General features: G+C 61.2%; 25 protein-coding genes and 1 other RNA gene. 16 read left to right on the top strand and 10 right to left on the bottom strand.

The genetic code is table 11. The annotated features are described in order from the left end of the window. Nucleotides 1-47: 47 nt before the first annotated feature. Nucleotides 48-1,256 carry a response regulator gene (locus UIA24_RS06215; RefSeq protein ID WP_330522432.1) on the top strand — a complete coding sequence of 403 codons (1,209 nt, stop codon included), beginning with the start codon at nucleotides 48-50 and terminating at the stop codon, nucleotides 1,254-1,256. Nucleotides 1,257-1,294: 38 nt separating this feature from the next. Here the strand turns inward: UIA24_RS06215 and UIA24_RS06210 are convergent, their stop codons facing one another. Then, nucleotides 1,295-2,284, bottom strand: a complete 990-nt coding sequence (locus tag UIA24_RS06210) for a GGDEF domain-containing protein (RefSeq protein WP_330522431.1) — start codon at nucleotides 2,282-2,284, stop codon at nucleotides 1,295-1,297. Nucleotides 2,285-2,422: 138 nt separating this feature from the next. Continuing rightward, nucleotides 2,423-3,607: a delta-9 fatty acid desaturase DesA gene (gene desA / locus UIA24_RS06205; protein ID WP_099776284.1), complete on the bottom strand. Its 1,185-nt coding sequence runs from the start codon at nucleotides 3,605-3,607 to the stop codon at nucleotides 2,423-2,425. A 151-nt stretch (nucleotides 3,608-3,758) separates the two neighbouring features. Here desA and dibA point away from each other — a divergent pair, with 151 nt between their 5' ends. The 10 genes from dibA to UIA24_RS06155 all read left to right on the top strand — a co-directional run bounded on the left by dibA (nucleotide 3,759) and on the right by UIA24_RS06155 (nucleotide 13,548). Beyond that, nucleotides 3,759-5,651, top strand: coding sequence for a phosphodiesterase DibA (gene dibA, locus UIA24_RS06200; protein ID WP_330522430.1), 1,893 nt, complete (start codon nucleotides 3,759-3,761; stop codon nucleotides 5,649-5,651). Nucleotides 5,652-5,863: 212 nt separating this feature from the next. After that, the gene (gene oscA, locus UIA24_RS06195) at nucleotides 5,864-6,046 is read left to right on the top strand and encodes a sulfur starvation response protein OscA (protein WP_065761641.1); all 183 of its coding nucleotides are present in this window, start codon (nucleotides 5,864-5,866) and stop codon (nucleotides 6,044-6,046) included. A 57-nt stretch (nucleotides 6,047-6,103) separates the two neighbouring features. Beyond that, entirely contained in the window at nucleotides 6,104-7,111 is a 1,008-nt protein-coding gene (locus UIA24_RS06190) for a sulfate ABC transporter substrate-binding protein (RefSeq protein WP_330522429.1), read from the top strand. Nucleotides 7,112-7,198: 87 nt separating this feature from the next. After that, the gene (cysT, locus tag UIA24_RS06185) at nucleotides 7,199-8,017 is read left to right on the top strand and encodes a sulfate ABC transporter permease subunit CysT (protein WP_099776278.1); all 819 of its coding nucleotides are present in this window, start codon (nucleotides 7,199-7,201) and stop codon (nucleotides 8,015-8,017) included. 14 nt (nucleotides 8,018-8,031) lie between these two features. Then, nucleotides 8,032-8,904 carry a sulfate ABC transporter permease subunit CysW gene (cysW, locus tag UIA24_RS06180; protein WP_099776276.1) on the top strand — a complete coding sequence of 291 codons (873 nt, stop codon included), beginning with the start codon at nucleotides 8,032-8,034 and terminating at the stop codon, nucleotides 8,902-8,904. 3 nt (nucleotides 8,905-8,907) lie between these two features. Further along, the gene (locus UIA24_RS06175; RefSeq protein WP_065761645.1) at nucleotides 8,908-9,897 is read left to right on the top strand and encodes a sulfate/molybdate ABC transporter ATP-binding protein; all 990 of its coding nucleotides are present in this window, start codon (nucleotides 8,908-8,910) and stop codon (nucleotides 9,895-9,897) included. Between the two features lie 198 nt (nucleotides 9,898-10,095). Further along, nucleotides 10,096-10,677 (top strand): alpha/beta hydrolase, encoded by a 582-nt coding sequence (locus UIA24_RS06170; RefSeq protein ID WP_065761646.1) that lies wholly within the window; start codon nucleotides 10,096-10,098, stop codon nucleotides 10,675-10,677. A gap of 65 nt (nucleotides 10,678-10,742) precedes the next feature. Next, the gene (locus UIA24_RS06165; RefSeq protein ID WP_065761647.1) at nucleotides 10,743-11,594 is read left to right on the top strand and encodes a sigma 54-interacting transcriptional regulator; all 852 of its coding nucleotides are present in this window, start codon (nucleotides 10,743-10,745) and stop codon (nucleotides 11,592-11,594) included. A gap of 152 nt (nucleotides 11,595-11,746) precedes the next feature. Further along, nucleotides 11,747-12,532, top strand: a complete 786-nt coding sequence (locus tag UIA24_RS06160) for a MetQ/NlpA family ABC transporter substrate-binding protein (protein WP_065761648.1) — start codon at nucleotides 11,747-11,749, stop codon at nucleotides 12,530-12,532. A gap of 611 nt (nucleotides 12,533-13,143) precedes the next feature. Further along, a complete protein-coding gene (locus UIA24_RS06155; RefSeq protein ID WP_099776274.1) occupies nucleotides 13,144-13,548 on the top strand; it encodes a flagellar basal body-associated protein FliL in 405 nt (134 codons plus the stop codon). On the opposite strand, the gene UIA24_RS06150 is transcribed toward UIA24_RS06155, so the two are convergent. The 4 genes from UIA24_RS06150 to UIA24_RS06135 all read right to left on the bottom strand — a co-directional run bounded on the left by UIA24_RS06150 (nucleotide 13,549) and on the right by UIA24_RS06135 (nucleotide 18,893). Beyond that, on the bottom strand, nucleotides 13,549-14,667 hold the full coding sequence (locus UIA24_RS06150) for an ABC transporter permease (protein WP_065760045.1): 1,119 nt from the start codon (nucleotides 14,665-14,667) through the stop codon (nucleotides 13,549-13,551). Beyond that, nucleotides 14,667-17,390 (bottom strand): ribosome-associated ATPase/putative transporter RbbA, encoded by a 2,724-nt coding sequence (gene rbbA / locus UIA24_RS06145; RefSeq protein WP_330522427.1) that lies wholly within the window; start codon nucleotides 17,388-17,390, stop codon nucleotides 14,667-14,669. The genes UIA24_RS06150 and rbbA overlap by 1 nt, the downstream gene beginning before the upstream one ends. After that, a complete protein-coding gene (locus UIA24_RS06140) occupies nucleotides 17,387-18,352 on the bottom strand; it encodes an HlyD family secretion protein (RefSeq protein WP_330522426.1) in 966 nt (321 codons plus the stop codon). The genes rbbA and UIA24_RS06140 overlap by 4 nt, the downstream gene beginning before the upstream one ends. A gap of 91 nt (nucleotides 18,353-18,443) precedes the next feature. Next, on the bottom strand, nucleotides 18,444-18,893 hold the full coding sequence (locus UIA24_RS06135) for an EVE domain-containing protein (protein ID WP_102052492.1): 450 nt from the start codon (nucleotides 18,891-18,893) through the stop codon (nucleotides 18,444-18,446). 185 nt (nucleotides 18,894-19,078) lie between these two features. Between UIA24_RS06135 and UIA24_RS06130 the strand changes: the two genes are divergently transcribed. Further along, nucleotides 19,079-19,219 carry a hypothetical protein gene (locus tag UIA24_RS06130; protein ID WP_178081702.1) on the top strand — a complete coding sequence of 47 codons (141 nt, stop codon included), beginning with the start codon at nucleotides 19,079-19,081 and terminating at the stop codon, nucleotides 19,217-19,219. An 18-nt stretch (nucleotides 19,220-19,237) separates the two neighbouring features. On the opposite strand, the gene UIA24_RS06125 is transcribed toward UIA24_RS06130, so the two are convergent. The 4 genes from UIA24_RS06125 to UIA24_RS06110 form a co-directional block, all read right to left on the bottom strand. Continuing rightward, a complete protein-coding gene (locus UIA24_RS06125) occupies nucleotides 19,238-19,843 on the bottom strand; it encodes a 5-formyltetrahydrofolate cyclo-ligase (protein WP_065760076.1) in 606 nt (201 codons plus the stop codon). An 81-nt stretch (nucleotides 19,844-19,924) separates the two neighbouring features. Next, nucleotides 19,925-20,103, bottom strand: a non-coding RNA gene (gene ssrS / locus UIA24_RS06120) — 6S RNA. A gap of 20 nt (nucleotides 20,104-20,123) precedes the next feature. Further along, nucleotides 20,124-20,441: a cell division protein ZapA gene (locus UIA24_RS06115; protein WP_065760049.1), complete on the bottom strand. Its 318-nt coding sequence runs from the start codon at nucleotides 20,439-20,441 to the stop codon at nucleotides 20,124-20,126. Continuing rightward, nucleotides 20,438-20,647 carry a TIGR02449 family protein gene (locus tag UIA24_RS06110; protein ID WP_065760050.1) on the bottom strand — a complete coding sequence of 70 codons (210 nt, stop codon included), beginning with the start codon at nucleotides 20,645-20,647 and terminating at the stop codon, nucleotides 20,438-20,440. The genes UIA24_RS06115 and UIA24_RS06110 overlap by 4 nt, the downstream gene beginning before the upstream one ends. A gap of 150 nt (nucleotides 20,648-20,797) precedes the next feature. Here UIA24_RS06110 and UIA24_RS06105 point away from each other — a divergent pair, with 150 nt between their 5' ends. The 4 genes from UIA24_RS06105 (at nucleotide 20,798) to UIA24_RS06090 (ending at nucleotide 25,196) form a co-directional block, all read left to right on the top strand. Continuing rightward, nucleotides 20,798-21,352 carry a YecA/YgfB family protein gene (locus tag UIA24_RS06105; protein WP_330522425.1) on the top strand — a complete coding sequence of 185 codons (555 nt, stop codon included), beginning with the start codon at nucleotides 20,798-20,800 and terminating at the stop codon, nucleotides 21,350-21,352. 24 nt (nucleotides 21,353-21,376) lie between these two features. After that, on the top strand, nucleotides 21,377-22,711 hold the full coding sequence (pepP, locus tag UIA24_RS06100; protein ID WP_065760052.1) for a Xaa-Pro aminopeptidase: 1,335 nt from the start codon (nucleotides 21,377-21,379) through the stop codon (nucleotides 22,709-22,711). Continuing rightward, a complete protein-coding gene (ubiH, locus tag UIA24_RS06095; RefSeq protein WP_102052489.1) occupies nucleotides 22,708-23,901 on the top strand; it encodes a 2-octaprenyl-6-methoxyphenyl hydroxylase in 1,194 nt (397 codons plus the stop codon). The genes pepP and ubiH overlap by 4 nt, the downstream gene beginning before the upstream one ends. A gap of 77 nt (nucleotides 23,902-23,978) precedes the next feature. Next, nucleotides 23,979-25,196 carry a 2-octaprenyl-3-methyl-6-methoxy-1,4-benzoquinol hydroxylase gene (locus UIA24_RS06090; RefSeq protein WP_178081705.1) on the top strand — a complete coding sequence of 406 codons (1,218 nt, stop codon included), beginning with the start codon at nucleotides 23,979-23,981 and terminating at the stop codon, nucleotides 25,194-25,196. Nucleotides 25,197-25,270: the final 74 nt, after the last annotated feature.

Here is a 25,270-nt window from a genome sequence, read left to right as displayed (position 1 = left end):
CTTGGAGGGTGCAGTGGATTGCATGCAGACGTTTTCAGGAGAACCGTATGACTGTTGCAGATTCACCCGGCCAGCCCTGTGTGTTGATCGCCGAAGGCGACCCATGGGTACGAGACATGCTGACTCAGGTGTTGCTGGATGTGCGCTGTGATGCGTCCCTGCAGGTGTGCGCTGATGGTCATGAGGCGCTCTCTGCGCTGGCCAGCCAGCCTGACCTGATCATTGCCTCGCGTGAATTGCCCGGGCTGGATGGTCTTGACCTGCTGCGCTCGGTGCGTGCCAAGCGCCGTCAGCCGCCGTTGCCGTTCATTTTGTTGAGCAGCCGTAGCGACAGTGCCAGTGTGCGAGAGGCCTTGCCGCTGGCGCCTACCGCGTACATGAGCAAACCCTTGAACATGGATTCGCTGCGTCAGCGTCTGGAGCAGTTGTTGCTTTCGGCCGGTGCGCCCGTTGCCTGTTCTGTGCCGTCGCTGCCAGCCAGCATGACATTGACGCGTTTTCTTGAGGACCGCCGCGCTACCGCTGACGGTGGCCCGCTGCTGGCCGATGTTCAGAAAGCGGTCAAGCGCAGCCTGAAGGCACCGGGTTTGAACCTGAAGGTCCTCGAGGAAGAGATCCGCACCGATCCGCAGATCACCGCCGTGTTGATTGCAGCGGCCAACAGCGCTGCGGTGCATCATGACGGGCAGGTGCAGTCCTTGTTGCAGGCCCTGAACAAACTGGGCTCGACCCAGAGCATGAACCTGATTCTCGGCCTTGCGCTCAAGCGCAGCGCCAAGCTCGATGATCCACTGCTGTCTGGCTATGCCGAGCGTTACTGGGCGCTGTCGTTGCATACAGCAGAGTATGCCCGCACCCTAGCGCGCATCCTTGAGCTGGATGAGGAACGCTGTTACTGCGCAGGTTTGCTCCATTGCCTGGGTGAGTTGGCGGTGTTGCGCTGTATGCAGGAATGGCGCCTGGCCGGTGGTGAGCTGGACGAAGCCAGTGTCGAACTGGCCCTGTCGCAATCGGCGGCGGCCTATGGCTCGGCACTGCGTACACGCTGGCGCCTGCCGCTGGAGCTGCGTGAGTTGATCGCGGGTGTGTACCACCTTGGCGGTGGGGTCTACTCGCGGGAAGCCTTGGTCATGAACCTGGTCGGGCAACTGGTGCACTTGCCCGCCGAGGCGTCGCTGGACGCCATCGTCGAGAGCAAGGCAGCACGCCTGCTCAAGGTTGGCGCAAGCGAGTTGAGGCGTTTGCGCAAGGGGTGAGTGCCTGATTGCTGTCGGCTGCGCTGGCGCGTCAGCGCTCAGCCTAGAACAATCTGGTTCTTGCCTTGTCGCTTGGCCTGGTACATCGCCGCATCGGCACGGGCGAACAGGCTGTCGAGGGTTTTGTCGGTATCGACAATGCCGGTCAGCCCTTGGCTGACGGTTACCCCGAAGGTTTGATCTTCGTGACTGAAGCTCAGACGTTGGATCTCGCGTTGCAAGCGCTCGGCAACGTGCTGTGCCATTTCCGGTGTGCAGTCCGGGAATATCGCCGCGAACTCTTCGCCGCCGATTCGTCCGAACAGATCACCGCGGCGCAGGACGGCTTTGCCGCTGTCGGCGATGCGCAGCAGCACCTGATCGCCGGTCGGGTGGCCATAGGTATCGTTTATCTGTTTGAAGTCATCAATGTCCAGCAGCAGGAAGCACAGTGCGGTGTCATCCTGGCGGGCCTTTGCAAAGGCGCTGCGGGCACAGTCGAAGAAGTGCCGGCGATTGCTGCTCTGGGTCAGCACGTCGGTCGTCGCCAGGCGTTGCAGTTCACCTTCAAGCTGCTTTTTTTCAGTGATGTCTTCGGCGATACCGACCACGATTACTCGCTGATCGCCGTCAGTCTGTTGGTTGATGAAGCACTTGTCACTGAGCCAGCGAAGCTGGCCGTCGGCTGTCAGGATGCGGTACTCGCGGTTTTCCACGGCACCTTTGACCAGTACTTCGGCAAGGCTGCGTTCGGCGTACTCCAGATCTTCCGGGAAAACGCTGTTGCGCCACGCGTTGTAGTCGGCCAACAGCAAGTTGGCGGGGCGACCGAAGATACGCTCGTACGCCGGGCTGACGTAGAGCACCTTGCGGCTTTCCCAGTCAAAGGCCCAGAGCACGGCATTGACGCTGTCGAGCAGCGAGCTGAACAGCTGTTCGCGTTCGCTCAGGCGAGCCACTTCACCTTGAGCATGCATCAGGTCCAGCAGGGTCTGAGCGGCCTCGGGCGGTGCGTGTTGGGGCATAGAGGTGGGCGTGTGCTTGACCATTGGCGCGCAGCTTCTCAAGAGGCAAGGGCGTGCGGCCACGACCCGGCCCGCCACGCGGACGATATGCTTGTAAGAGCTGGAAAGTGTGCTGAAGTTCCGGTCGGCGCGCCCTTGGGAAGGGCGCGCCGATCAACGGCATCAGGCCAGGGCGGGGCGTAGCGAGTAGGTTTTCAACTGGGCAGCGAATTCGCGTAGCGACTGGATGCCGCTGGCCTCGGCTTCGTGTACCCAGTCCTTTATTGCGGCCAGCATGTCATGGCCGTTGGCACTCGTGCGAGCCCAGATCTGTTGCAGTGCCAGACGCTTTTCATAGATGGTGCGCAGTGTCTGGCTGTGCTCGAGCATGCTCTGGATGTGCAGGTGATGGCGGTCTTCCAGCAGGCTGGTTTCACGAGACAGCAAGCGCTTGGCGCGGCGGAACTGATGACGCACCGAGCCGTCGACCCGTGCCAGCTCCTGTTTGACCAGCGGACCAATTACCAGCTTGCGGTACTGCGCCATGATCTGGAAACGGTTGTTGAGGATGGCCATGGCGGTGTCCATGTCCAGTTGGCCCTTGCCTGCAACCCGGTGGGCGATGGGCGCGACACGTTGCACCTTGGCCAGCCCCAGCAGGCTGAACAGCTTGATCCAGGCCCAACCCATGTCGAATTCCCAGCGTTTGACCGAGAGCTTGGCCGAATTCGGGTAGGTGTGGTGGTTGTTGTGCAGTTCTTCGCCACCAATGATGATGCCCCACGGCACCAGGTTGGTCGCGGCGTCGCGGCACTCGAAGTTGCGGTAGCCGACGGCATGGCCAAGGCCGTTGACCACGCCGGCGGCCCAGAACGGAATCCACATCATCTGCACGGCCCAGATGGTGATGCCGATGGTGCCGAACAGCAGCAGGTCGATGATTGCCATCAGGGCGATGCCGCCCAGCTTGTAGCGCGAGTAGAGGTTGCGCTCGATCCAGTCCTCTGGGCAGTTCTTGCCATAGATACGCAGGGTTTCCGGATTGCGTGCCTCTTCCCGGTAGAGTTCGGCCCCTTTGCGCATCACCGTGGACAGGCCCTTTACGACCGGGCTGTGCGGGTCGTCGACGGTTTCGCACTTGGCGTGGTGCTTGCGGTGGACGGCGGTCCACTCACGGGTGTTCTGTGCGGTGGTCAGCCACAGCCAGAAACGGAAGAAATGCTTGAGCCCGGCGTTGAGTTCCAGCGCGCGGTGAGCGGAATAGCGGTGCAGATAAACCGTGACGCTGACAATGGTCACGTGGGTCATCAGCAGCGTGACTGCCAGCAGTTGCCAGGCGGATAAATCGAGTAAACCGTTGTACCACATAGCCGGGTTGGCCCTCGTAAAGCGAAGAAAACAGCAGGTGACATTATCCTTCGCAACATAAATAAAACCAGTCGGCCTTTTTGATAGACGGTCGCTGGATGTTTCTGTCCTATAATGCGCCAACTTTTGATCTGGGCTGCCCAAACACACTATGTCTGTTTCTGCACGAGATGCCCTGCGCACGGCTGCGCTCTACCTGGTGTTATCAGTCCTGTGGCTTGGGCTGTCTGACCAAATATTAAGCAGTCTTTTCGATGATCCTGCCCAGTTGTTGCAATGGCAGATGGTCAACGCCCTTGTGTGGGTGTTCTGCAGCACCCTGTTGATCTTCTATTCGCGTGTGCGCCTGTTGAAGTTCATCGGCGTCGGTGCCCGTTTACGCCGCGAAGACCGGGAGCGCCTGCGAATGGCTGCTGCCGTCTTCGACAGCACCCTTGAGGGGGTGCTGGTGACCAACCGCCAGGGCTTGATCGTGCATGTAAACCGCGCGTTCATGCGAATTACTGGCTACCAGAAAGAGGAAGTGATCGGTCACCGGCCGAACAAGTTCAAGTCGGGTCGACATGGTTCGCAGTTCTACCAGGAGATGTTCGCGGCCCTCGCGCAAAAGGGCGAGTGGAGCGGCGAAATCTGGAACCGACGTAAAAGCGGCGAGGTCTACCCGCAGTGGCAAACCATCTGCGCGATTCTCGACGATAGCGGTTTTGTGAGCCACTATGTCGCTGTTTTCAGCGATATTAGCGCAATCAAGCACACGGAGCGCGAGCTGGCCTACCTGGCGCATCACGACCCGCTGACCAGCCTGCCCAATCGCCTGCTGTTCAATGACCGTACCGCCCAGGCGCTGGCGGCGGCGCAAGCCAACAAGCGCGGATGCGCCCTGTTGCTGCTCGACCTCGATCACTTCCAGAGTATCAACGACAGCCTGGGGCACAATATTGGTGACCAGTTGCTCAAGTCTGTTGGCGAACGCCTCAAGGGCGTGATCGGCGAAGGGGTGACGCTGGCGCGTCTGGGGGGCGATGAGTTCGCGGTGTTGCTGGAGAACTGCTCACAACTTGGCCAGGCGGCGGTGATGGCGCAGAGCATCATCGATGGCATGAAAGACCCTTTTGAGCTGGATAATCATCGTCTGTTCACCAGTGTGAGTATCGGTATAAGCCTGTTCCCCAGTGATGCACTCAGTGCCGAGCAGTTGCTGCGCAATGCCGACTCGGCCCTGTTCAAGGCCAAGGGCAATGGTCGTGCAGGTTATGCGCTGTACACCGAAGAGCTGACTGCCCACGCTCAGCAGCGGGTGGAAACCGCCGCCGAATTGCGCCGGGCGCTGGAGCAGGAAGAGCTGCGGGTGTACTACCAGCCGGTGCACGACCTGAGCAGTGGGCGGATGATTGGTGTCGAGGCGTTGGTGCGTTGGCAGCATCCGCAACGTGGCCTGGTACCTCCTGGAGAGTTCATCCCGATTGCCGAGCGCACGGGTTTGATCTCCGATATCGACACCTGGGTCATGCGCCAGGCCTGCCTGCAGATGGTTCAATGGCAGCGCGAGGGCAAGACCCTGGACTTTATTGCGGTGAACGTTTCCAGCCGTTTGTTCGTGCACCGTGACCTCTACCAGTATGTCGCCCAGGTGCTGCACGAAACCCAACTGGCGCCGGCCTTTCTGGAGCTTGAAGTGACCGAAAGTGCGGTCATGGAAGACCCTGAGGTGGCGCTTGAGCAACTGCATCGCTTGCGTGAGCTTGGCTTGCGCCTGGCCATCGATGACTTTGGTACGGGCTATTCCTCGCTGCTGCGCCTCAAGCGCCTGCCGGTGCAGAAGCTGAAGATCGACCAGGGCTTTGTGGCCGGTTTGCCGAGTGACGAAGACGACATGGCGATTGTCCGGGTAATCATTGCATTGGCTCGAAGCATGGGTATGCAGATCCAGGCTGAAGGCATCGAGCATGCCGAGCAGTCGCAATGTCTGCTGGAGCAGCAGTGCGACCTGGGGCAGGGCTATTGGTATGGCCGTCCGGTTCCGGCGCAGCAAGTGCGTTGGTAAACCCTGTGCATCGCCGGTAAGGCCGGCTCCTGCATGCGTTGCAGCACCCGTAGGAGCCAGCCGCGTTGGCGATAAGCACTAACAGTTATATAAAAATTCTTAAATAGTATTTTTAAGAATATTCAGCCCTCTCTAAGATTGCCCTCAAGCCAGCGCAGTCGCTTACATCCCCTGCTACTGCACGGCACCCTTTAGCCACAGGAGTACGGGTTATGAGCGCATCGTTGCGTAGCGTTGATGGACAGGACGAAGCCACCATTTTGCGGGAGATCCAGAGCGCGCTGCGCGATCTGCGATTCGGCGCGGTGGAGATCACTGTTCATAACGCCCAAGTCGTCCAGATCGAACGCAAGGAAAAATTCCGGTTGCAGAACGCCAGCAACAAGGCGAGCTGAAGCCTCGTAGCAACCTGCCAACACATTAGAAGAAAAGCCAACGTCAGGAGCTTCACCATGTCCATTCGCCGTTATGCTCTGGCTGCTCTCGCCAGTGCCGTTTTTGCCGGTTCCGCCATCGCCAAGGACTACGAGCTGCTGAACGTGTCCTACGATCCGACCCGTGAGCTGTACCAGCAGTACAACGCCGAGTTCATCAAGCACTGGCAGCAGGCTCACCCGGACGACAAGGTGAAGATCCAGCAGTCCCACGGCGGTTCGGGCAAACAGGCTCGTGCGGTCATTGATGGCCTGCGCGCCGACGTGGTCACCCTGGCCCTGGCGGGCGACATCGATGAAGTCGCCAAGCTCGGCAAAGGCTTGCCGGAGAACTGGCAGACCCGCCTGCCGGACGCCAGTACCCCTTACACCTCGACCATCGTTTTCCTGGTACGCAAGGGCAACCCCAAAGGCATCAAGGACTGGGGCGACCTGATCAAGAAAGACGTGTCGGTGATTACCCCGAACCCGAAAACCTCCGGGGGCGCGCGTTGGAACTTTCTTGCTGCCTGGGCCTACGGCCTGAAAGCCGGTGGCAGTGAAGCCAAGGCGCAGGAGTATGTGAAGGAGCTGTTCAAGCATGTGCCTGTGCTGGACACCGGTGCCCGTGGCTCGACCATTACCTTCGTCAACAATGGCCAGGGTGACGTGCTGCTGGCCTGGGAGAACGAGGCGTTTCTGGCATTGAAGGAAGAGGGCGGCAGCGACAAGTTCGAGATCGTCGTACCGTCCCTGTCGATCCTGGCTGAGCCGCCAGTTGCCGTGGTCGACAAGAATGCCGAGAAAAAAGGCAACGAGGCCATTGCCCAGGAGTATCTCAAGTACCTGTACAGCCCGGCCGGGCAGAAGATCGCCGCAGAGAATTTCTATCGTCCGCGTGATGTGAAGGTGGCGGCCGAGTATGCCAAGCAGTTCCCGAAATTGGATCTGGTAACTATCGACAAAGATTTCGGTGGCTGGAAAACTGCGCAGCCCAAGTTCTTCAACGATGGCGGGGTGTTCGATCAGATCTACACGGCGCAGTGAATTGTCACCGCCAGGATGAAAGCCGTTCAGTAGCCAGCATGGGCCCGGGATTCGTTCCGGGCTTACTGCGTTCAACCAAGGACCTTTATGTCACGTCGTATCTCCCCCGTCATACCCGGCTTCGGGCTGACGCTGGGCTACACCTTGGTGTACCTCAGCCTGATTGTGCTCATACCGCTGGGGGCGATGTTCGTCCATGCCTCCCAGCTTACGTGGGAGCAGTTCTGGGCCATCGTCAGTGCTCCGCGCGTGCTGGCGGCGCTCAAGCTCAGTTTCGGTACTGCGTTGTACGCTGCCCTAATCAACGGCCTGATCGGTACGCTGCTGGCCTGGGTGCTGGTGCGCTACACCTTTCCGGGGCGCAAGATCATTGATGCAATGATCGACTTGCCGTTTGCCCTGCCAACGGCCGTTGCCGGTATTGCCTTGACCGCGCTGTATGCGCCGACCGGGTTGGTCGGTCAGTTCGCCACCGACCTGGGCTTCAAGATCGCCTACACGCCGTTGGGTATTACCCTGGCACTGACCTTCGTCACCTTGCCATTCGTGGTGCGTACGGTGCAGCCGGTGCTGGCCGACATCCCGCGGGAAGTCGAAGAGGCCGCGGCCTGCCTTGGCGCCAAACCCTTGCAGGTGTTCCGTTATGTATTGGCGCCCGCGCTGCTGCCCGCTTGGCTGACCGGCTTTGCCCTGGCCTTTGCCCGAGGCGTCGGTGAATACGGATCGGTGATTTTCATCGCCGGCAACATGCCGATGAAAACCGAGATCCTGCCGTTGTTGATCATGGTCAAACTGGACCAGTACGACTACACCGGTGCTACCGCTATCGGCGTGTTGATGCTGGTGGTTTCCTTCATTCTGCTGCTGCTGATCAACTTGTTGCAGCGGCGCATCGAAACCCCGTGAAGGAGGCTTTGTCCATGTCTACGTCTTCCCTTGGCGCAGCCGCTTCGGCCAATGCCGCTCGCCGTGGCAGCGCAGTGTCACGACGGGTGCTGATCGGTTTTGGCTGGCTGATCTTTGCCGTGTTCCTGTTGTTGCCATTGTTCATCGTGGTGTCCCAAGGCCTGAAAATGGGCCTGGGTACGTTCTTCAGTGCGATCTTTGAGCCCGATGCCCTCTCGGCGTTGAAGCTGACCCTGATTGCCGTGGCCATCTCGGTGCCGCTGAACCTGGTGTTTGGTGTCAGCGCGGCCTGGTGTGTCAGTAAGTACACCTTCCGTGGCAAAAGCATCCTGGTGACGCTGATCGACCTGCCGTTCTCGGTGTCCCCGGTTATCGCTGGCCTGGTCTACGTGTTGATGTTCGGTGCCCAGGGCCTGTTCGGGCCGTGGTTGCAGGAGCACGATATTCAGATCGTCTTTGCGTTGCCGGGGATTGTCCTGGCGACCATCTTCGTCACCGTCCCCTTCGTGGCCCGTGAGCTGATCCCGCTGATGCAGGAGCAGGGCACGCAGGAAGAAGAAGCGGCGCGCCTGCTGGGCGCCAACGGCTGGCAGATGTTCTGGCACGTGACCTTGCCGAACATCAAGTGGGGCCTGATTTACGGTGTGGTGCTGTGTACTGCGCGAGCCATGGGCGAGTTCGGTGCGGTGTCGGTGGTCTCGGGGCACATTCGTGGGGTGACCAACACCCTGCCGCTGCATGTCGAGATCCTCTACAACGAGTACAACCATGTCGCGGCCTTCAGCGTGGCCAGCCTGTTGCTGATCCTGGCGCTCTTCATCCTGCTGCTCAAGCAGTGGAGCGAGTCCCGCATTAACCGTCTGCGCCACAACGCAGCGGAGGAATAATTCATGTCGATCGAAGTTCGTAACGTCAGCAAGCGCTTCAACGCTTTCCAGGCCCTGGACAGCATCAACCTGGATATCCACAGCGGCGAGCTGGTGGCATTGCTTGGCCCCTCCGGCTGCGGCAAGACCACGCTGCTGCGCATTATCGCCGGGCTGGAAACCCCGGATCAGGGCAGCATCGTTTTCCATGGCGAGGACGTCTCCGGCCACGACGTGCGCGACCGTAACGTCGGCTTCGTGTTCCAGCACTATGCGCTGTTCCGCCACATGAGCGTGTTCGACAACGTCGCCTTCGGCCTGCGCATGAAGCCCAAGGCCGAGCGCCCGAGCGAGAGCAAGATCGCCGAGAAAGTTCACGAACTGTTGAACATGGTTCAACTCGACTGGCTTGCAGACCGCTACCCCGAGCAATTGTCCGGTGGCCAGCGCCAACGTATTGCCCTGGCTCGCGCGCTGGCAGTAGAGCCCAAGGTATTGCTGCTCGACGAGCCCTTCGGCGCCCTGGATGCCAAGGTGCGCAAGGAGCTGCGCCGCTGGCTGGCGCGGCTGCACGAAGACATCAACCTGACCTCGGTGTTCGTGACCCACGACCAGGAAGAGGCCATGGAAGTTGCGGACCGTATCGTGGTGATGAACAAGGGCGTGATCGAGCAGATCGGCTCGCCGGGGGATGTCTACGAGCACCCGGCCAGCGACTTTGTTTATCACTTCCTGGGCGACTCCAACCGGTTGCACCTGAGCGAAGGTCATCACGTGTTGTTCCGGCCGCACGAAGTGTCGTTGTCGCGCCATGAGATGGAAGGCCACCACGTCGCTGAAGTGCGGGATATCCGCCCATTGGGCGCGACGACCCGGGTCACCCTCAAGGTCGAGGGGCAGAGCGAGTTGATTGAAGCCGAAGTGGTCAAGGATCACGACAGCCTGACCGGGCTGGTGCGTGGCGAGACCTTGTTCTTCAAGCCGAAGGTTTGGCAGAAAGTCGCGAACATCTAACCGTACGCGAGCGTTTCAGGGGCCGTTCCTTGGCAGGGTGCGGCCCCTTTTTTATTGCGCTCCAGTGCTCGCCGAAGCGCCCAGATTGCCACGCGAAGTATTGGTTTCGGTTATTACCAAATAGCTTCTTATTCCTTTACGAATATAACCGTCGCCCTATACTGGTCCTCAAGCACGCAAGCCTGCAGGAGGCGTCCCATGTCCAACACGTCGATTCGTTACCTGATAGTGCCGGGTTGGCAGGGTTCGCCAGAGGATCATTGGCAGAGTTACTGGCAACAAAGCCTGCCCAATAGTGCCCGGGTCGAACAGGCTGACTGGTTGACGCCACGGCGTGAAGACTGGGTGGCAGCGCTGGAGCAGGCTATCGCGGCCGATGCAGCGCCGGTCATTCTGATTGCCCACAGCCTGGGCTGCATCACTGTCGCCCATTGGGCGGCGCAGGCCAGTGCCAACCTGTTGCGCCGGGTGCGTGGTGCCCTGCTGGTGGCGCCGGCGGATGTCGAGCGCCCCACCTGTGCGCCGGCCTTGCGCAACTTCGCGCCGATCACGCAACAGGTATTGCCATTCCCTTGCCAGGTGGTCGGCTCCGACAACGACCCGGCGGCCAGCGCTCCACGGGTGATGCAACTGGCCCGGGCCTGGGGGGCTGAAGCGGGGATTCTCTCCGGCGCCGGTCACATCAACGTGAAGTCCGGGCATCGTCGCTGGGAACAAGGGTTTGCTTACCTGTATCGCCTGCAGAGCCGGTTGGAACAGGACGCCTTGCGCCGCGCCTGATCCCAAGGCGTTAACCACTTCTATCTGAAACGCCTGGTCGCCTGGTGGCCGGGCGGGAGTTTGCCATGCCTATTCATGACACCCACGGCCAGCCGTTGCTGACCTTTCCTGAACTGGACAAGAGCCCGCTCAGTATTCGCGCCAAGGCGCTGGTGTTCGTTGACCCTCGCTCACGGCAGTTGCGTGAGGAGCTGGAGCAGCTTGCACCGCTGGGCCTGCCGGTATTGATTCGTGGTGAAACCGGTACCGGCAAGGAGTTGTTGGCGCGGCAGATCCACCGGGCCAGTGACCGCAGCGGGTTGTTCGTTTCGGTGAACTGCGCAGCCATCAGCCCGACTTACGCCGATGCTGAATTGTTTGGCTACAGTGCGGGCGCCCATAGTGGGACCGCCAGTAGCCGGGCCGGTTGGTTCGGCTCGGCCAATGGCGGCACCTTGTACCTGGATGAGATCGCCGATTTACCGTTGCCGATTCAGGTCAAGTTACTGGCCGCGCTGGAGACGCGAGAAGTCACCCGCGTTGGCGCGCAGCAACCGAACCCGGTGGACGTGCGCCTGGTGGCGGCCTCAAGCATCGACCTGGCATTGGCGGTGCGTGCGGGCAAGTTCCATGAGCGGCTCTATCACTACCTGCATGAGGGGCATTTGACCCTGCCGGCCTTGCGCGAGCGGGTCGGAGACATCTTGCCGTTGGCCGAGTACTTCGTCGGTATCTACAGCCAGCGGCTGAACGTGCCGGTTCCGCTGATCAGTGAGGCGGCACAGCGCGTACTGGAGGCGCATTGCTGGCCGGGCAATACCCGTGAGCTGGAAAACGTTATCCACTTTGCCTTGCTGGTCAGCACCGGTGACGAGATCCTGCCAGAGCACCTGAGCTTGCCGGCGTTCATCGTTGCGGACACTCGGGCGCAGGGTTGAAGGACAGATTCTCGAAATGGAATAAGCCTCTAAATAAAAGGTATTGTTCTGGAATAAAAAATCTCGGTATTGTCCACCTCACGCCAGTCTTCAATGACGGGCATCTTCTTTTCGCCGTCGTCTGATGGCCATGATTCGAATAAGGACTGTGCATGAAAAAGGTTCTGCTGTTCACTGCTCTGGCGACTGCGCTGTCGGTAGCCGGATTTGCCCAAGCGGCTGAAAAACTGGTCGTCGCGGCTACCCCGGTACCCCACGCCGAGATCCTTGAGCTGATCAAGCCAACGCTGGCCAAGGAAGGTGTGGATCTGGAGATCAAGGTGTTCACCGACTATGTGCAGCCTAACGTTCAGGTCGACCAGAAGCGCCTGGATGCCAACTACTTCCAGACCCTGCCGTACCTGAAGAACTTCAACGAAGGCAAAGGGACTCACCTGGAAACGGTGATCGGCGTTCACGTCGAACCGTTCGGTGGCTACTCGAAGAAGGTCAAGAGCCTCTCCGAGCTCAAGGACGGTGCAACCGTTGCGATCCCGAACGAGGGCAGCAACAGCGGTCGTGCCCTGCTGCTGTTGCAGAAGGCAGGTCTGATCACCCTGAAAGATCCGAAGAATGCCCTGGCTACGCCGAAAGACATCGCCGAGAACCCGAAGAAACTCAAGTTCCGCGAGCTTGAATCGGCCATGCTGCCGCGTGTGCTGGATCAGGTCGATCTGGACATGATCAACACCAACTATGCGCTGGAAGCCGGTCTGAACCCGGCCAAAGATGCGCTGGTCATCGAAGGCAGCGACTCGCCTTACGTGAACTTCCTGGTCGCCCGTCCAGACAACAAGGACAGCGCCGCTATCCAGAAGCTGGCCAAAGCCCTGACCAGCCCTGAAGTGAAAGCGTTCATCGAGAAGAAATACCAGGGTGCGGTACTGCCAGCGTTCTGATACGCCCAGCGCCTGCCGGGCGCATTGCTCTTGCGCGGTGCTTGCATCGCGGGCAAGCCCGCTCCCACAGAAAATACGGTGTTCTGCGCGGATCGCTGCAGGAGTTGGCTTGCCAACGATGCAGGCGCCGCGCACTCACTGGCACTGCGCCGAAGCCATCGCAGGCAAGCCGGCTCACACGACCTCCCGCTAACCTGAAACGCCGACGCAGATGCCTGGGTCGGCGTTTTTTTATGCGTGTCGGTCTTCGCTGGCAACGGCCCTGTGCAGCGCGATAAGCAGCTTGAGCAGGTCGTTGGGGCCAAGGGCAGGCAGTTGGGTTGGGCGAGTCATGGTCGTCTTCCTTGTCAGTTAGGACACGCGGGTCAGGCGATTGGAGGGCGCGTTTCAAGGAAAGATCCCGACGCTGGCAAGGATTTGTTCAGTTGGCCGTCAGGGGATGTGCCATTTGCACCGCCGGGCTATTCCTTTGCGTGTGCTGGCCGATAAGTGTAGAAGGGCAGGTTTGGGGCCAACGAGCATGGCCCGGCTTGATAGGCTGGCATAAGCCTGCGCTTGGGTTTGCCAAAAGCGCTGGTTATGCTGGCGCCAACTGTTTGAGGAGTGAATTCGTGAAAGCGTGGATCGTGATGCTGGTGGCCCTGATGCTGCCTGCGGCCGCTATGGCCGAGGAGTCCAAGGAAGATGCACCGAAAGTGGCCTACATCTCTCTGACGCCGCCCTTTGTTGGCAACTATGCCCTCGACGGTGGGCCGAAGCTGCACGTGTACAAGGCTGATGTTGCCCTGCGGGTGACCGGTGAAGCCGCAGCGGCAGTGGTCAAGCACCATGAGCCGCTGATCCGTAACCAGCTCGTTGCACTGTTTACCCAGCAGAACCTGGAGAGCATGAGCAATGTCGAGTCCAAGGAAAAGCTGCGTCAGGAAGCGTTGAAGCAGGTCCAGCAGGTGCTCAATGACGAAGAGGGCAAGCCGATCGTCGAGGACCTGCTGTTCAACAACCTGATCGTGCAGTAATCAGGAGGTCAGGGTTCGTCTGAAGCGCGCCAACGCGATGCTGAAGAACAACAGGCCGATCGCGCCGAGCGCGAGCAGGTCTGGCCAGACTACGTCGACGCCGGCATCGCGGAACAGGATGGCGGCGGCGAGGCTGACGAAGTGGGTCGACGGTGAGCCCTGCATGACCCACTGCAGCCACTGCGGCATGCTGTCCAGCGGTGTGCTGCCGCCCGAGAGCAACAGCATCGGGATAATCACCGGGATCGCCAACAAGCCGAACTGCGGGGTCGAACGGGCCAGCGTGGCGAGGAAAATCCCCAAGGCGGTACTGGCGAACAGATAGAGCGCGGTCACTGCCAGGAACAGCCCGAGCGAACCTGCCAGCGGTACACCCAGTGCGCCTTTGACCACCACCTCCAGCGATACCCAGGTGCACAGCACCACCACCAGCGCGTTGCTGCCAATTTTCGCCAGCATGATTTCCAGTGCGGTCAATGGCAATACCAGCAGGTGGTCGAGGGTGCCGTGCTCGCGCTCACGAAGCAGCGCTGTGCCGGTCAGGATGATCGCCAGGATGGTGATGTTGTTGACGATCTGGATCACCGCCAGGAACCAGCCACCTTCCAGGTTGGTGTTGAACAACGCTCGATTGGTCAGCAGGGCCGGTGCACGCTCGACGCTTGAGTCGGGGTTGGCGTAGTCGAGCAACTCGCGTTCAAAGATCCGCCCGATGTAGCCAGCCCCCATGAACGCCTGGCTCATGGCGGTGGCGTCAACATTGATCTGCAGTTCCGGTGAGCGCCCCGCGAGCAGGTCGGTCTGGAAGTTCACCGGAATGTTGATCACGAACGTGTACTGACCGTTGTCCAGCACCTGGTCGATCCGGTCATAGGACAGGGCGGTGGCTGTCTGGAACTCGGGAGGTTGCAGGGCCTGGGTGAGTTTGCGCGAGATCAGGCTGTGGTCTTCGTCGACCACGGCGACGCTGGCGTTGTGCACGCCAATCACGGAACCCGCCGCCGGCATGTAGATGGCCACACTGAAGGCATAGAGGAGGAACAGCAACAGCACGCTGTCATGGCGCAGGCTCGTGAGCTCTTTGAGCCCCAGGCGCAGAATGTGGGCAAGGCGATGCATCAGGCCTCCTGCTTTTTCAACATGGCCAGGCTCAAGCCCGTGAAGGCGAGGAAGAACCCCAGCAGGGCCAGGCATTGCGGCCACAGCTCGCGCAGGCTCAGGGCCTTGGTGAAGGTGCCGACGGCGATGTCGAGGAAGTAGCCGGCGGGGAACAGTTGCCCCATCACCGCTGCTGTGCCTTCGAGTGACGAGCGTGGCACGATCAACCCGGAGAACTGAATGGTGGGCAGGCTGGTGATGATCATGGTGCCGAGGATCGCGGCGATCTGGGTGCGGGTGAACGCGGAGATCAGCATCCCCATGCTGGTGGTCGCCAGCAGGTAGAGCACTCCACCGCACGCCAGGGCGAAGGCGCTACCCTTGAACGGCACGCCGAACAGCCAGCGGTTCATCGCCACCAGCAGTGCCAGGTTGATCAGGCTGACGATCAGATAAGGCACCTGCTTGCCGAGCAGGAATTCCAGGCGTGTCAGGGGTGTGGCATAGAAGTTGGTAATCGAGCCCAGCTCCTTCTCCCGGACGATACCCAGCGCGGTCAGCATGGCCGGGATGAAGGCCAGAATCAGCGCCATGACGCCGGGGCCGATGGCGTTCACGCTGACGACATCCTGGTTGTAGCGAAAGCGTGTTTCCAGGTTTACCAGTGGCTGCGCCGGCTGAGCTGCACTGCTCAAGGACGCCAGTAATGCCAGGTTGCCCTGATGCACGGCTTCGACATAGTTCCGGCTGGTTTCGGCGCGAAACGGCATGCCACCGTCGAGCCAGGCGGCTACGGTCGGCTGGCGACCGGCGTAGAGGTCGCGACCAAAGCCCGGCGGTATCTCCAGCGCCAGCTTGATCTCGGAACGCTGCAGGCGCCGGTGCATTTGCCCCAGGTCGGTTATCGGTGCTTGCTCATCGAAGTAGCGCGAGCCACGAAACGCTTCCAGGTAGGCGCGGCTTTGCGGGCTTTGGTCCTGGTCATAGACCGCAAAGGCGAGGTTCTCGACGTCCAGCGAGATCCCGAAACCAAAGATCACCATCATGAACAGTGCGCCGAGCAAGGCAAACGCCAGGCGTACCTTGTCCCGCAGTAGCTCCTTGCCCTCGCGGTTTGCCAAGGCGAACAGGCGCTTGAGGCTGAAGCCTCGGCGCTGGCGCAGTAACGTCGGCGCGGCGGCCGTATTCAGCGGCGCGTCAGTGGCAGGCGCCTCCACCGGGCCCTGGGCCTGTTCCAGGCAGCGCACGAAGGCGTCTTCCAGGGTGTCGCCGGCGAACTGTGTCTGCAGCGCTGAGGGCGTATCGCAGGCCAGTACCTGGCCGGCGTGCATCAACGAAATGCGGTCGCAGCGTTGTGCCTCGTTCATGAAGTGGGTGGAGAGGAAGATGGTCACGCCCTGTTCCCGTGACAGCTCGATCAGCAGGCGCCAGAAGTCGTCACGGGCGGCGGGATCGACTCCCGAGGTCGGTTCGTCGAGGATCAGCACTTCCGGCCGGTGCAGTACCGCCACTGCGAGCGAAAGCCGTTGGCGAATCCCCAGGGGAAGCGCGCCGGATTGTTGGTCGGCCACGCTGTTCAGATCGAAACGCTGGATCAGTTCGGCGATGCGCGGACGGCTTTCGGCGTTGGGCAAGTCAAACAGGCGTGCGTGCAGCTCAAGGTTTTGCCGCACACTCAGCTCGCCGTACAGGGAAAAGCTCTGCGACATGAAACCGACCCGTTTGCGGGTGGCCAGGTCGCTGGCATCCACCGGGCGCCCGAGCAGGCTGGCGCTGCCTTCGCTGGCGGGCATCAGGCCGGTCAGGACCTTCATGGTGGTGGTTTTACCGCACCCGTTGGAGCCAAGAAAGCCGAAGATCTCGCCACGACCAATGGCGAAGCTGACCTTGTTGACCGCGGTGAAGTCGCCAAAGCGCAGGGTCAGTTCATGGGCTTCGATAGCGATTTCGGCGTTGCTGTCGGCACGTGGTGGTATGTGCAAGGGTTGCCCGCTGCGCTTGCTGTCACCCTGAAAGTGAGTAAAGGCGTCGTCGAGCTTGTCGCTGGGGGTCACGGCGGCCAGTTCGCGGCTGGGCCCGGCGGCGATCAGGCGTCCGCGGTCGAGCATCAGGCAATGCTCGAACTGCTCGGCTTCCTCCATGTAGGCCGTGGCGACCAGCAGGGTCAGTTGCGGGCGCTCGCGGCGCACCTGCTCGACCAGTTCCCAAAAGCGCCGCCGTGACAACGGGTCGACGCCTGTGGTCGGTTCGTCGAGGATCAACAAGTCGGGGTCATGGATCAGCGCGCAGCACAGCCCGAGCTTTTGTTTCATGCCGCCCGAGAGCTTGCCGGCGGGGCGGTCGGCGAAACGCACCAGGTCAGTGGCCAGCAGCAGCTCGTGCATGCGCCGCTCGCATTCCGCGCGGGGCAGGCCGAACAGGGTGGCGAAGAAACTGATGTTTTCGCGTATCGACAGGTCCGGGTAAAGGTTGTTGCCCAGCCCTTGGGGCATGAAGGCGATGCGTGAGTACAGGCTGCGGCGATGGCGACGCTCGTCGATCGAGCCGTCGAGCACCTGTAGCGTGCCGGTCTGCAACTTTTTCACCCCGGCAATCAACCCAAGCAGGCTGGACTTGCCCGCCCCATCGGGGCCGATCAGGCCGCAACGGGTGCCGGCTGGCAGCTCGAAGTCGATGCCCTGCAGGGCCACTACGGTGCCGTAGCGATGGCTGATGCCCTTGGCGTGCAGCGCCAGCGCATTCATTGCAGGTTGGCCGGCCAGTCCACGGGGGCCGTGCGTACATAGCCGGCCCCTGGCATACCGGGTTTGGCTTGAGGCAGGGCGCTAGGGTCGGTCAGGCGCAGTTTTACCCGGAACACCAGCTTCTGGCGTTCGTCACGGGTTTCCACTTGCTTGGGGGTGAACTGAGCCTTGGCCGCGACAAAGATGATCTTGGCCGGCAGGGCTTTGTCGGGCAGGGCATCGAGTACGATCCGTGCCTGATCGCCCATGGTCAGTTTGCCGGCGGTCGAAGCCGGCAGGTAGAGGTTCATGTACTGATCGTTGGGGTCGATCAGCAGGAGTACACGTCCGCCCGCCGGCAGCACCTCGCCGGGTTCGGCCAAGCGTAACTGGATCACCCCGTCGATGGGCGCGCGCAGACTGCTGTCGTCAATTTCGCTGGTCAACTGTTCGACCTGTGCCTGCGCCGCACCAATGGCCGCATTGATAGCCGCCAGTTGTGCACGAGCGGCGACCACCGCCGAGCTGCTGGTGTCGAAGCGTGCCTGTTGCTGATCGAGCAGTTGCTGGCTGGCGTACTTGCGCTGGAACAGTTCACGACTGCGCCGCAGCTCCTGGCTGGCAAGCAGCAATTCGCTCTGACGCAACTGCACGTTGGCCTGGGCCGCGGCGTAGTTCTCCTTGGCGCGCAGCACTTCCGCTTCGGCCTGGGTACGTTGAGCTTCGAGGGTGCGGGTGTCGATGCGGGCCAGCAATTGTCCCTGCTTCACGCTGTCGCCTTCATCGGCCAGCACTTCGGCCAGGCGCCCGGGAACCTTGCTGGCGATCTGCACCTCGGTGGCTTCAAGCCGACCGTTGCCTTGGCTCAGGCCTTCGGGCAGGCGATCATGCAGTGATTTCCAGTAGCCCAAGCCCCCCGCGGCCACGAGCAGAGCAATCAGGGCAGCGGCGAAAAGTCTTGGTGTGTGTTGGCTAAGCGACATTGTTCAAGCATCCTGCGGCAATGACGTCAGTGTGACGGTTCCCTGTTTAGCCGGGTTGATATCCGTCAATTGAGTAGGAATCCTACCCTGTTCAGCGCAAGGCGAGTACAGCGGCCCATTGTTCGGCAGTTACCGGCATGACCGAAAGGCGGCTGCCTTTCTGTACCAGTGGCAGCTCGGCGAGGGCTGTTTGTTGTTTCAGGTAACCCAGGCCAAGCACCTGTGTGAATGTCTCGACATGGATGACATTGATGGCGCTCCACGGGTTCTTCTCGGCAGTGGCCTTAGCGTCGAAGTAGTGGCTCTCGGGGTCGAGCGCGGTGGGGTCCGGGTAAGCGTCCGAGGTGATCCGGGCAATGCCGGCAATACCCGGCTCCGGGCAGCTGGAATGGTAGAAAAAGAACGCATCACCTACCGTCATCGAACGAATGAAATTGCGTGCCTGATAGTTACGCACGCCGTCCCAGCGGGTTTCGCCGAGCGTGGCCAGGTCTTGGATCGAGAGCTCGTCGGGCTCGGATTTCATCAGCCAATAGGCCATGGAAGGTGCTCCTGAAAAAATTGGAAACAACCTGTGGCGCGAAACCGACAGCCGGTTGACGTCAACGTTTGCGTGTCGCTTCAGGTTGTCGGAGAATGCGCGGGTTTTAAGCATGACGCTGCTGCACGGCCTACCTCGCTAACCGTTGCTGCCATCGTGATCAGTTTGCCTGAGGGGGGCAATCGATGAATCGCAAACCGGATATGATCTGGGTACTCGTTTTTCTGTTCGGTTTGGGTGTGGTCACTACCGGTTATGCGGAAAGCCTCTGGGAGCGCAACCTCGACACCAATTATGAAGTGTCGGTCATCCCGCAACAGCGTTGATCGGCTGCTTGCCTGCGCTTAGTTCGCCAGGTACCAGCCCTTGTCCGAAACAGTTCCTTGAAGCGGCACGTCCCAACTGGCTTGAGTCAGTCGCTCGACCTTCTGGCATTCATGCGCCAGCCCCAGTAGCAGTGGTTTTCTCCAGGTTTTGCGTCGGGCCAGGTAGCCCAGGCTTCGGTCGTAGAAACCACCGCCCATACCCAAGCGTCCCCCTGTTTCATCGAACCCTACAAGCGGCAGCAGGACCAGGTCCAGCGCCCATACGGGGCGTTGTCGTGCCTGGCTAATGACAGGCTCAGGAATGCGGAAGCGGTTGGGGCGTAGCTTTTCGCCTGCCTCAATGCGTTGAAAGGCCATCTTGGTCTTCGGCCAGGCGTGCAGTACTGGCAGGTAGGTACGCTTGCCACGGCGCTGGGCCTCGCGCAGCAACAGGCGCGGGTCGATTTCGCTGTCGTTGGGCAGGTACAAGGCAATGTGCCTGGCACGACGGAACAATGGATGCTGTGCCAGTTGGCAATACAGGTTCTGCGCGGCCCGGCGTTGTTCGGCAGGCGTCAACGCGCGACGGGCATCTCGAAGCAGGCGGCGTAGCTGGGGGCGGGTGAGCAGCGCGGTGTCGGTCATGGCACGGGCGGTCTCTTGAGCAACTGCCAGGCGGGTGGCAGCGCGTGTGCGCATGCCAAGGCTGGCAGGCGCAGGATAATCAGGCTCCCCGACGAACCGCTGTCGGTGTAGCCCTTGAACCCGAAAGTTCAAGGTGGAGATTGCAGGGGGCGTTAAGGCTTTCCGTCAGGCGGACATGCGCACCGGCCCCAGCGTGCAACCCCCGTGGTTGTGCGTATCGGCTCAGGGACATGACCGACTGGCAAGCACTCCAGGGAGTGATCGAGAGTATACCTGAAACTCAATTGGATGGTGTATCGGCATCGTTGGCCAACGCCTGATCGACGCGTTCCAGCAGGTCGCGCACCTGTTCGCGGGTGGCGCCGCCGACTTGAGGGGCCGGGCGTTCCTGCCGGTGCAGCAGGTCGTGGGTAATGTTGAGGGCGGCCATGACCGCGATACGGTCGGCGCCAATAACCTTGCCGCTGCTGCGGATCTCGCGCATTTTGCCGTCCAGGTAGCGTGCAGCGCTGATCAGGTTGCTGCGTTCTTCCGGCGGACAGATGATCGAGTACTCTTTGTCGAGGATCTGAACGGTGACGCTATTGCTTGAACTCATGAGTCTTGCTCCAGGGCCTTGAGTCGCAAAATCATCGATTCGACCTTACGCCGGGCGATTTCATTTTTTTCGATGAGGTGGGCACGTTCCTCACGCCAGGATTTTTCCTGAGCTAATAAGAGTGCGTTTTGCCGTTTTAGTTGCTCGACCCGTTCAATCAACAGTTCGAGTCGGCCCATCAGCGCTTGCAGCTCGGTCTCTTGCATGAAATGCCACTCGATTGGGTGTGCCTGAGTTCCCGGCGATTATGCCCTGCCAGCCCCGAGTTGGCCGCGTCGATGGTCTTGGCGCGCCTGCCGGTGCTAGGATACAAGGTCTTCATTCTAGTCATTGCGCCGTCTGGCGCCTAGTTGCCCATGCCCAATACCAACTCGCCGTACACCGCATTCGCCGCCCTGCTGAGCAGCGGCGGTCATCCAGTTTCTCCTGCCGAACTGCACGGGCTGTTGCTCGGACGTAGCTGCACAGGTGCCGGCTTCGATGCCGACAGCTGGTTGGCCGACGCAGCCCCCCTGCTTGATACCGAGCCGGCCGACAATGTTCGCAATGCCCTGATTGGCTTGCAGGAAATGGTCAAGGCCGAACTCACCGGTGAAGACATCACCATCGTCTTGCTGCTGCCGGGCGATGACGCGCCGCTGACCGAGCGTGCCGTTGCGCTGGGCCAGTGGTGCCAAGGCTTCCTTGACGGCTTCGGCCTGAACTCGGGTGGCCTGACATTGAGCACTGAAGCCAAGGAAGTGCTGCAGGACCTGGCCGCCATTTCCCAGGTCCAGGATGCTCTGGAGGAATCCGAGGACGGCGAGAGCGACTACATGGAAGTCATGGAATACCTGCGCGTCGCGCCGTTGCTGCTTTACACGGAGCTGGCCAAGCCTGCTCCAGCCGCTGCGAAACCTTCCCTGCACTGATTTTTGCCTGGACGCCATCTGCCCATGACCCACATCCCCAAGTCGGAATACGCCCGCCGGCGAAAGGCGCTGATGGCGCAGATGGAGCCCAACAGCATCGCCATCCTGCCGGCGGCTGCGGTCGCCATACGCAACCGCGATGTCGAGCACGTGTATCGCCAGGACAGCGACTTCCAGTACCTGAGCGGCTTTCCCGAGCCCGAAGCGGTGATTGCGCTGATACCCGGGCGTGAGCACGGTGAATATGTGTTGTTTTGTCGTGAGCGCAATCCTGAGCGTGAGCTGTGGGATGGCTTGCGCGCCGGGCAGGAGGGCGCCATTCGCGATTTTGGCGCCGATGATGCCTTCCCGATCACCGATATCGACGAAATTCTGCCGGGGTTGATCGAGGGACGCGACCGCGTGTACTCGGCGATGGGCAGCAATGCCGAGTTCGACCGCCATTTGATGGAGTGGATCAACGTGATTCGCTCCAAGGCGCGCCTCGGTGCGCAGCCGCCCAACGAATTCGTTGCCCTGGATCATCTGCTGCATGACATGCGTCTGTATAAATCGGCAGCGGAAGTGAAGGTGATGCGCGAAGCCGCGGCCATTTCGGCGCGTGCTCATGTGCGGGCGATGCAAGCCTGCCGGGCCGGCTTGCACGAGTACAGCCTTGAAGCCGAGCTGGATTACGAGTTTCGCAAGGGCGGGGCGAAGATGCCGGCTTACGGCTCGATCGTTGCGGCTGGACGCAACAGCTGCATCCTGCATTACCAGGAAAACGATGCGCCGCTGAAGAATGGTGATCTGGTGCTGATCGACGCGGGTTGCGAGATTGACTGCTACGCCAGCGATATCACTCGGACGTTTCCGGTCAGTGGCACCTTTTCGCCGGAGCAGAAAGCAATCTACGAACTGGTACTCAAGGCGCAGATGGCGGCTTTCGAAGAGATTGCGCCGGGCAAGCACTGGAACCACGCGCACGAAGCGACCGTGCAGGTGATTACCGAAGGGCTGGTGGCGTTGGGCCTGCTCGCAGGCGAGGTGCCGGATCTGATCGAGTCCGAGGCTTACAAGGCCTTCTACATGCACCGTGCCGGGCACTGGCTGGGCATGGATGTACACGATGTTGGGGACTACAAGGTTGGCGGCCAGTGGCGGGTACTTGAGCCGGGGATGACCCTGACGGTCGAGCCGGGGATCTACATCTCGGCGGACAATATGCACGTGGCGAAAAAATGGCGTGGTATCGGCATACGCATCGAGGACGACGTAGTGGTAACCAAGCATGGGTGTGAAGTTCTGACGGCGGGCGTGCCGAAGACAGTCGCTGAAATCGAAGCCTTGATGGCTGCTGCACGAAGCCAGGCCGCATGAACCGGTTCAATCTGGCAATTATTGGCGGCGGCCTGGTGGGGGCCAGCCTGGCCCTGGCGCTGCAGGCCGGTGCCAAGGCCCGGGGCTGGACGATCCTGCTGATCGAGCCGTTTGCACCCGGCGACAGCTATCAGCCCAGCTACGATGCGCGCTCGTCGGCGTTATCCTTCGGTACCCGACAGATCTATGAACGGCTGGGGCTGTGGCAGGCGATCAGTCGCCGTGCCGAGCCGATCCGGCAGATCCAGGTGTCTGATCGGGGGCGTTTCGGCGCGGCCCGTTTGAACGCAATGGAAGAGGGCGTACCGGCCCTCGGCTATGTGGTGGAAAACGCCTGGCTGGGGCAGTGCCTTTGGAAAGGGCTGGATCCTGAGGTGGTCAGTTGGCGCTGCCCGGCCGAAGTGACGGCCTTGCAGGCGCTGGAAGACGGTTATCGCCTGTCGCTCAACGACGACACGACCCTTGACTGCGACCTGGCGGTGCTGGCCGACGGTGGCCGTTCTGGCCTGCGCGAGCAGTTGGGCATTCATGTCACGACGCGGCCTTACAACCAGAGTGCGTTGATCGCCAACATCACGCCCAGTGAAGCGCACTGCGGGCAAGCGTTTGAGCGCTTCACCGACGAAGGGCCTATGGCGCTGTTGCCGCTGCCGGAAAACCGCTGCGCGCTGGTCTGGACCCGCAAGGGGATGGACGCCAAGCGGTTGGCCGAGCTGGATGAGCGCAGCTTCCTCGACGAATTGCAGGGCGTGTTCGGCTACCGGTTGGGTGCCTTGTGTCAGGTGGGTGTTCGTCACCTGTATCCGTTGTCATTGGTCGAGGCGCAGGAGCAGGTGCGTCCTCACCTGGTGGTGCTGGGCAATGCGGCGCACAGCCTGCACCCGATTGCCGGGCAGGGCTTCAACCTGTCGTTGCGTGACGTTCAGGCCTTGTCTGAAGCCTTGCTCGCCGGGCCGCAAGCGCCCGGTGACCTTGCGACGTTGCAAGCCTACTGTGAGCGTCAACGCCTTGATCAGGCCTTGACCATCGGCTTTTCCGACCGTGTCACCCGACTGTTTGGCAACAACCAGCCGCTGGTGACGGCCGGGCGCAACCTGGGCCTGCTTGGGCTCGACCTGCTGCCACCGGCCAAGCGCTGGTTCGCCCGGCAAGCGATGGGCCTGGGCACCCGTTCGGACCTGCAGGGTTGAGCATGCGCAAGGGCTACATACCACTTTCCCTTTATCTGCGGCTCCGGCCGCAAGCAATACAGGCTTAAGGCATGGAAATGCGCGCGGATCTGTTGATTGTCGGTGCCGGTATGGTCGGCAGCGCCCTGGCGTTGGCGCTACAGCACAGTGGCCTGAATATTCTGCTGGTCGATGGCAGCCCGCTGTCGGTCAAACCCTTTGATGCCGAGGCCGCATTCGAGCCACGGGTCAGCGCCCTGTCGGTGGCTAGCCAGCGGATCCTTGAACGGCTCGGTGCCTGGGACGGTATCTGCGCCCGACGCGTCTGCCCATATGGGCAGATGGAGGTCTGGGACGGCAGCGGGACAGGTCGTATTCACTTTTCCGCAGCCAGCGTGCATGCCGAGGTGCTGGGGCATATCGTCGAGAACCGAGTGGTCCAGGATGCGCTGCTGGAGCGCCTGCATGACAGCGAGATCGGCCTGCTGGCCAATGCACGCCTGGAACAGATACGGCGTTCTGGAGAGGACTGGCTGCTGACCTTGGCCGATGGCCGTACGCTGCGTGCACCCTTGGTGATCGCAGCCGACGGGGCGAACTCGGCCGTGCGCCGCCTGACGGGATGCGAAACCCGTGAGTGGGATTACTTGCATCACGCCATCGTGACCAGTGTGCGCTGCAGCCAGGCTCATCAGGCCACGGCCTGGCAGCGCTTTACGGATGATGGCCCGCTGGCGTTTCTGCCGCTGCAGCGCGACGGCGAGCAGGGGTGGTGCTCGATTGTCTGGTCGACCACGCCGGAGCAGGCCGAGCGCCTGATGGGGTTGGCCGATGAGGCGTTCTGCGCCGAACTCGAGCGCGCCTTCGAAGGTCGTCTGGGCCAGGTGCTGAGTGCCGACCCGCGATTGTGTGTGCCGCTGCGCCAGCGCCATGCCAAGCGCTATGTGGCCGAGGGCCTGGCGCTGATTGGCGATGCTGCGCATACCATTCACCCGTTGGCCGGGCAGGGCGTCAACCTGGGCTTCCTCGATGCGGCGGTGCTCGCCGAGGAACTGTTAAACGCTCTGGACCGTGGCGAGCGGCTGGCCGATGTGCGGGTACTGAGTCGCTTCGAGCGGCGCCGGATGCCGCACAACCTGGCCTTGATGGCGGCAATGGAAGGCTTCGAGCGGCTGTTCCAGGCCGATCCGTTGCCGCTGCGCTGGCTGCGTAATACGGGCCTGAAGTGGGTCGAGCAATTGCCTGAGGCCAAGGCGCTGTTTGTGCGTCAGGCCCTCGGCTTGAGCGGTGATCTGCCCGAATTGGCGCGGCCCTGAGAGGCTTGCAACATCTGGTAACTGCTCTGTTGTGAGTTAGGTTGAGATGGCAAATGGGATTCACTACCATTTCT

The sequence above is a fragment of the Pseudomonas sp. AL 58 genome (genome assembly GCF_036348395.1).
GTDB classification, from domain to species: Bacteria; Pseudomonadota; Gammaproteobacteria; order Pseudomonadales; family Pseudomonadaceae; genus Aquipseudomonas; species Aquipseudomonas defluvii.
This window is presented reverse-complemented; position numbering and strand designations above follow the sequence as displayed.

Coding starts and splice junctions, on each gene's coding strand:
- cysT (WP_099776278.1), top strand. CDS start 7,199: ATGTCACGTCGTATCTCCCCCGTCATACCCGGCTTCGGGCTGACGCTG.
- desA (WP_099776284.1), bottom strand. CDS start 3,607: ATGTGGTACAACGGTTTACTCGATTTATCCGCCTGGCAACTGCTGGCA.
- UIA24_RS06210 (WP_330522431.1), bottom strand. CDS start 2,284: ATGGTCAAGCACACGCCCACCTCTATGCCCCAACACGCACCGCCCGAG.
- ubiH (WP_102052489.1), top strand. CDS start 22,708: ATGAACCGGTTCAATCTGGCAATTATTGGCGGCGGCCTGGTGGGGGCC.
- cysW (WP_099776276.1), top strand. CDS start 8,032: ATGTCTACGTCTTCCCTTGGCGCAGCCGCTTCGGCCAATGCCGCTCGC.
- UIA24_RS06215 (WP_330522432.1), top strand. CDS start 48: ATGACTGTTGCAGATTCACCCGGCCAGCCCTGTGTGTTGATCGCCGAA.
- UIA24_RS06125 (WP_065760076.1), bottom strand. CDS start 19,843: ATGACCGACACCGCGCTGCTCACCCGCCCCCAGCTACGCCGCCTGCTT.
- UIA24_RS06115 (WP_065760049.1), bottom strand. CDS start 20,441: ATGAGTTCAAGCAATAGCGTCACCGTTCAGATCCTCGACAAAGAGTAC.
- dibA (WP_330522430.1), top strand. CDS start 3,759: ATGTCTGTTTCTGCACGAGATGCCCTGCGCACGGCTGCGCTCTACCTG.
- UIA24_RS06130 (WP_178081702.1), top strand. CDS start 19,079: ATGAATCGCAAACCGGATATGATCTGGGTACTCGTTTTTCTGTTCGGT.
- UIA24_RS06140 (WP_330522426.1), bottom strand. CDS start 18,352: ATGTCGCTTAGCCAACACACACCAAGACTTTTCGCCGCTGCCCTGATT.
- UIA24_RS06170 (WP_065761646.1), top strand. CDS start 10,096: ATGTCCAACACGTCGATTCGTTACCTGATAGTGCCGGGTTGGCAGGGT.
- UIA24_RS06165 (WP_065761647.1), top strand. CDS start 10,743: ATGCCTATTCATGACACCCACGGCCAGCCGTTGCTGACCTTTCCTGAA.
- UIA24_RS06110 (WP_065760050.1), bottom strand. CDS start 20,647: ATGCAAGAGACCGAGCTGCAAGCGCTGATGGGCCGACTCGAACTGTTG.
- oscA (WP_065761641.1), top strand. CDS start 5,864: ATGAGCGCATCGTTGCGTAGCGTTGATGGACAGGACGAAGCCACCATT.
- UIA24_RS06090 (WP_178081705.1), top strand. CDS start 23,979: ATGCGCGCGGATCTGTTGATTGTCGGTGCCGGTATGGTCGGCAGCGCC.
- rbbA (WP_330522427.1), bottom strand. CDS start 17,390: ATGAATGCGCTGGCGCTGCACGCCAAGGGCATCAGCCATCGCTACGGC.
- UIA24_RS06190 (WP_330522429.1), top strand. CDS start 6,104: ATGTCCATTCGCCGTTATGCTCTGGCTGCTCTCGCCAGTGCCGTTTTT.
- UIA24_RS06160 (WP_065761648.1), top strand. CDS start 11,747: ATGAAAAAGGTTCTGCTGTTCACTGCTCTGGCGACTGCGCTGTCGGTA.
- UIA24_RS06150 (WP_065760045.1), bottom strand. CDS start 14,667: ATGCATCGCCTTGCCCACATTCTGCGCCTGGGGCTCAAAGAGCTCACG.
- UIA24_RS06175 (WP_065761645.1), top strand. CDS start 8,908: ATGTCGATCGAAGTTCGTAACGTCAGCAAGCGCTTCAACGCTTTCCAG.
- UIA24_RS06105 (WP_330522425.1), top strand. CDS start 20,798: ATGCCCAATACCAACTCGCCGTACACCGCATTCGCCGCCCTGCTGAGC.
- pepP (WP_065760052.1), top strand. CDS start 21,377: ATGACCCACATCCCCAAGTCGGAATACGCCCGCCGGCGAAAGGCGCTG.
- UIA24_RS06135 (WP_102052492.1), bottom strand. CDS start 18,893: ATGGCCTATTGGCTGATGAAATCCGAGCCCGACGAGCTCTCGATCCAA.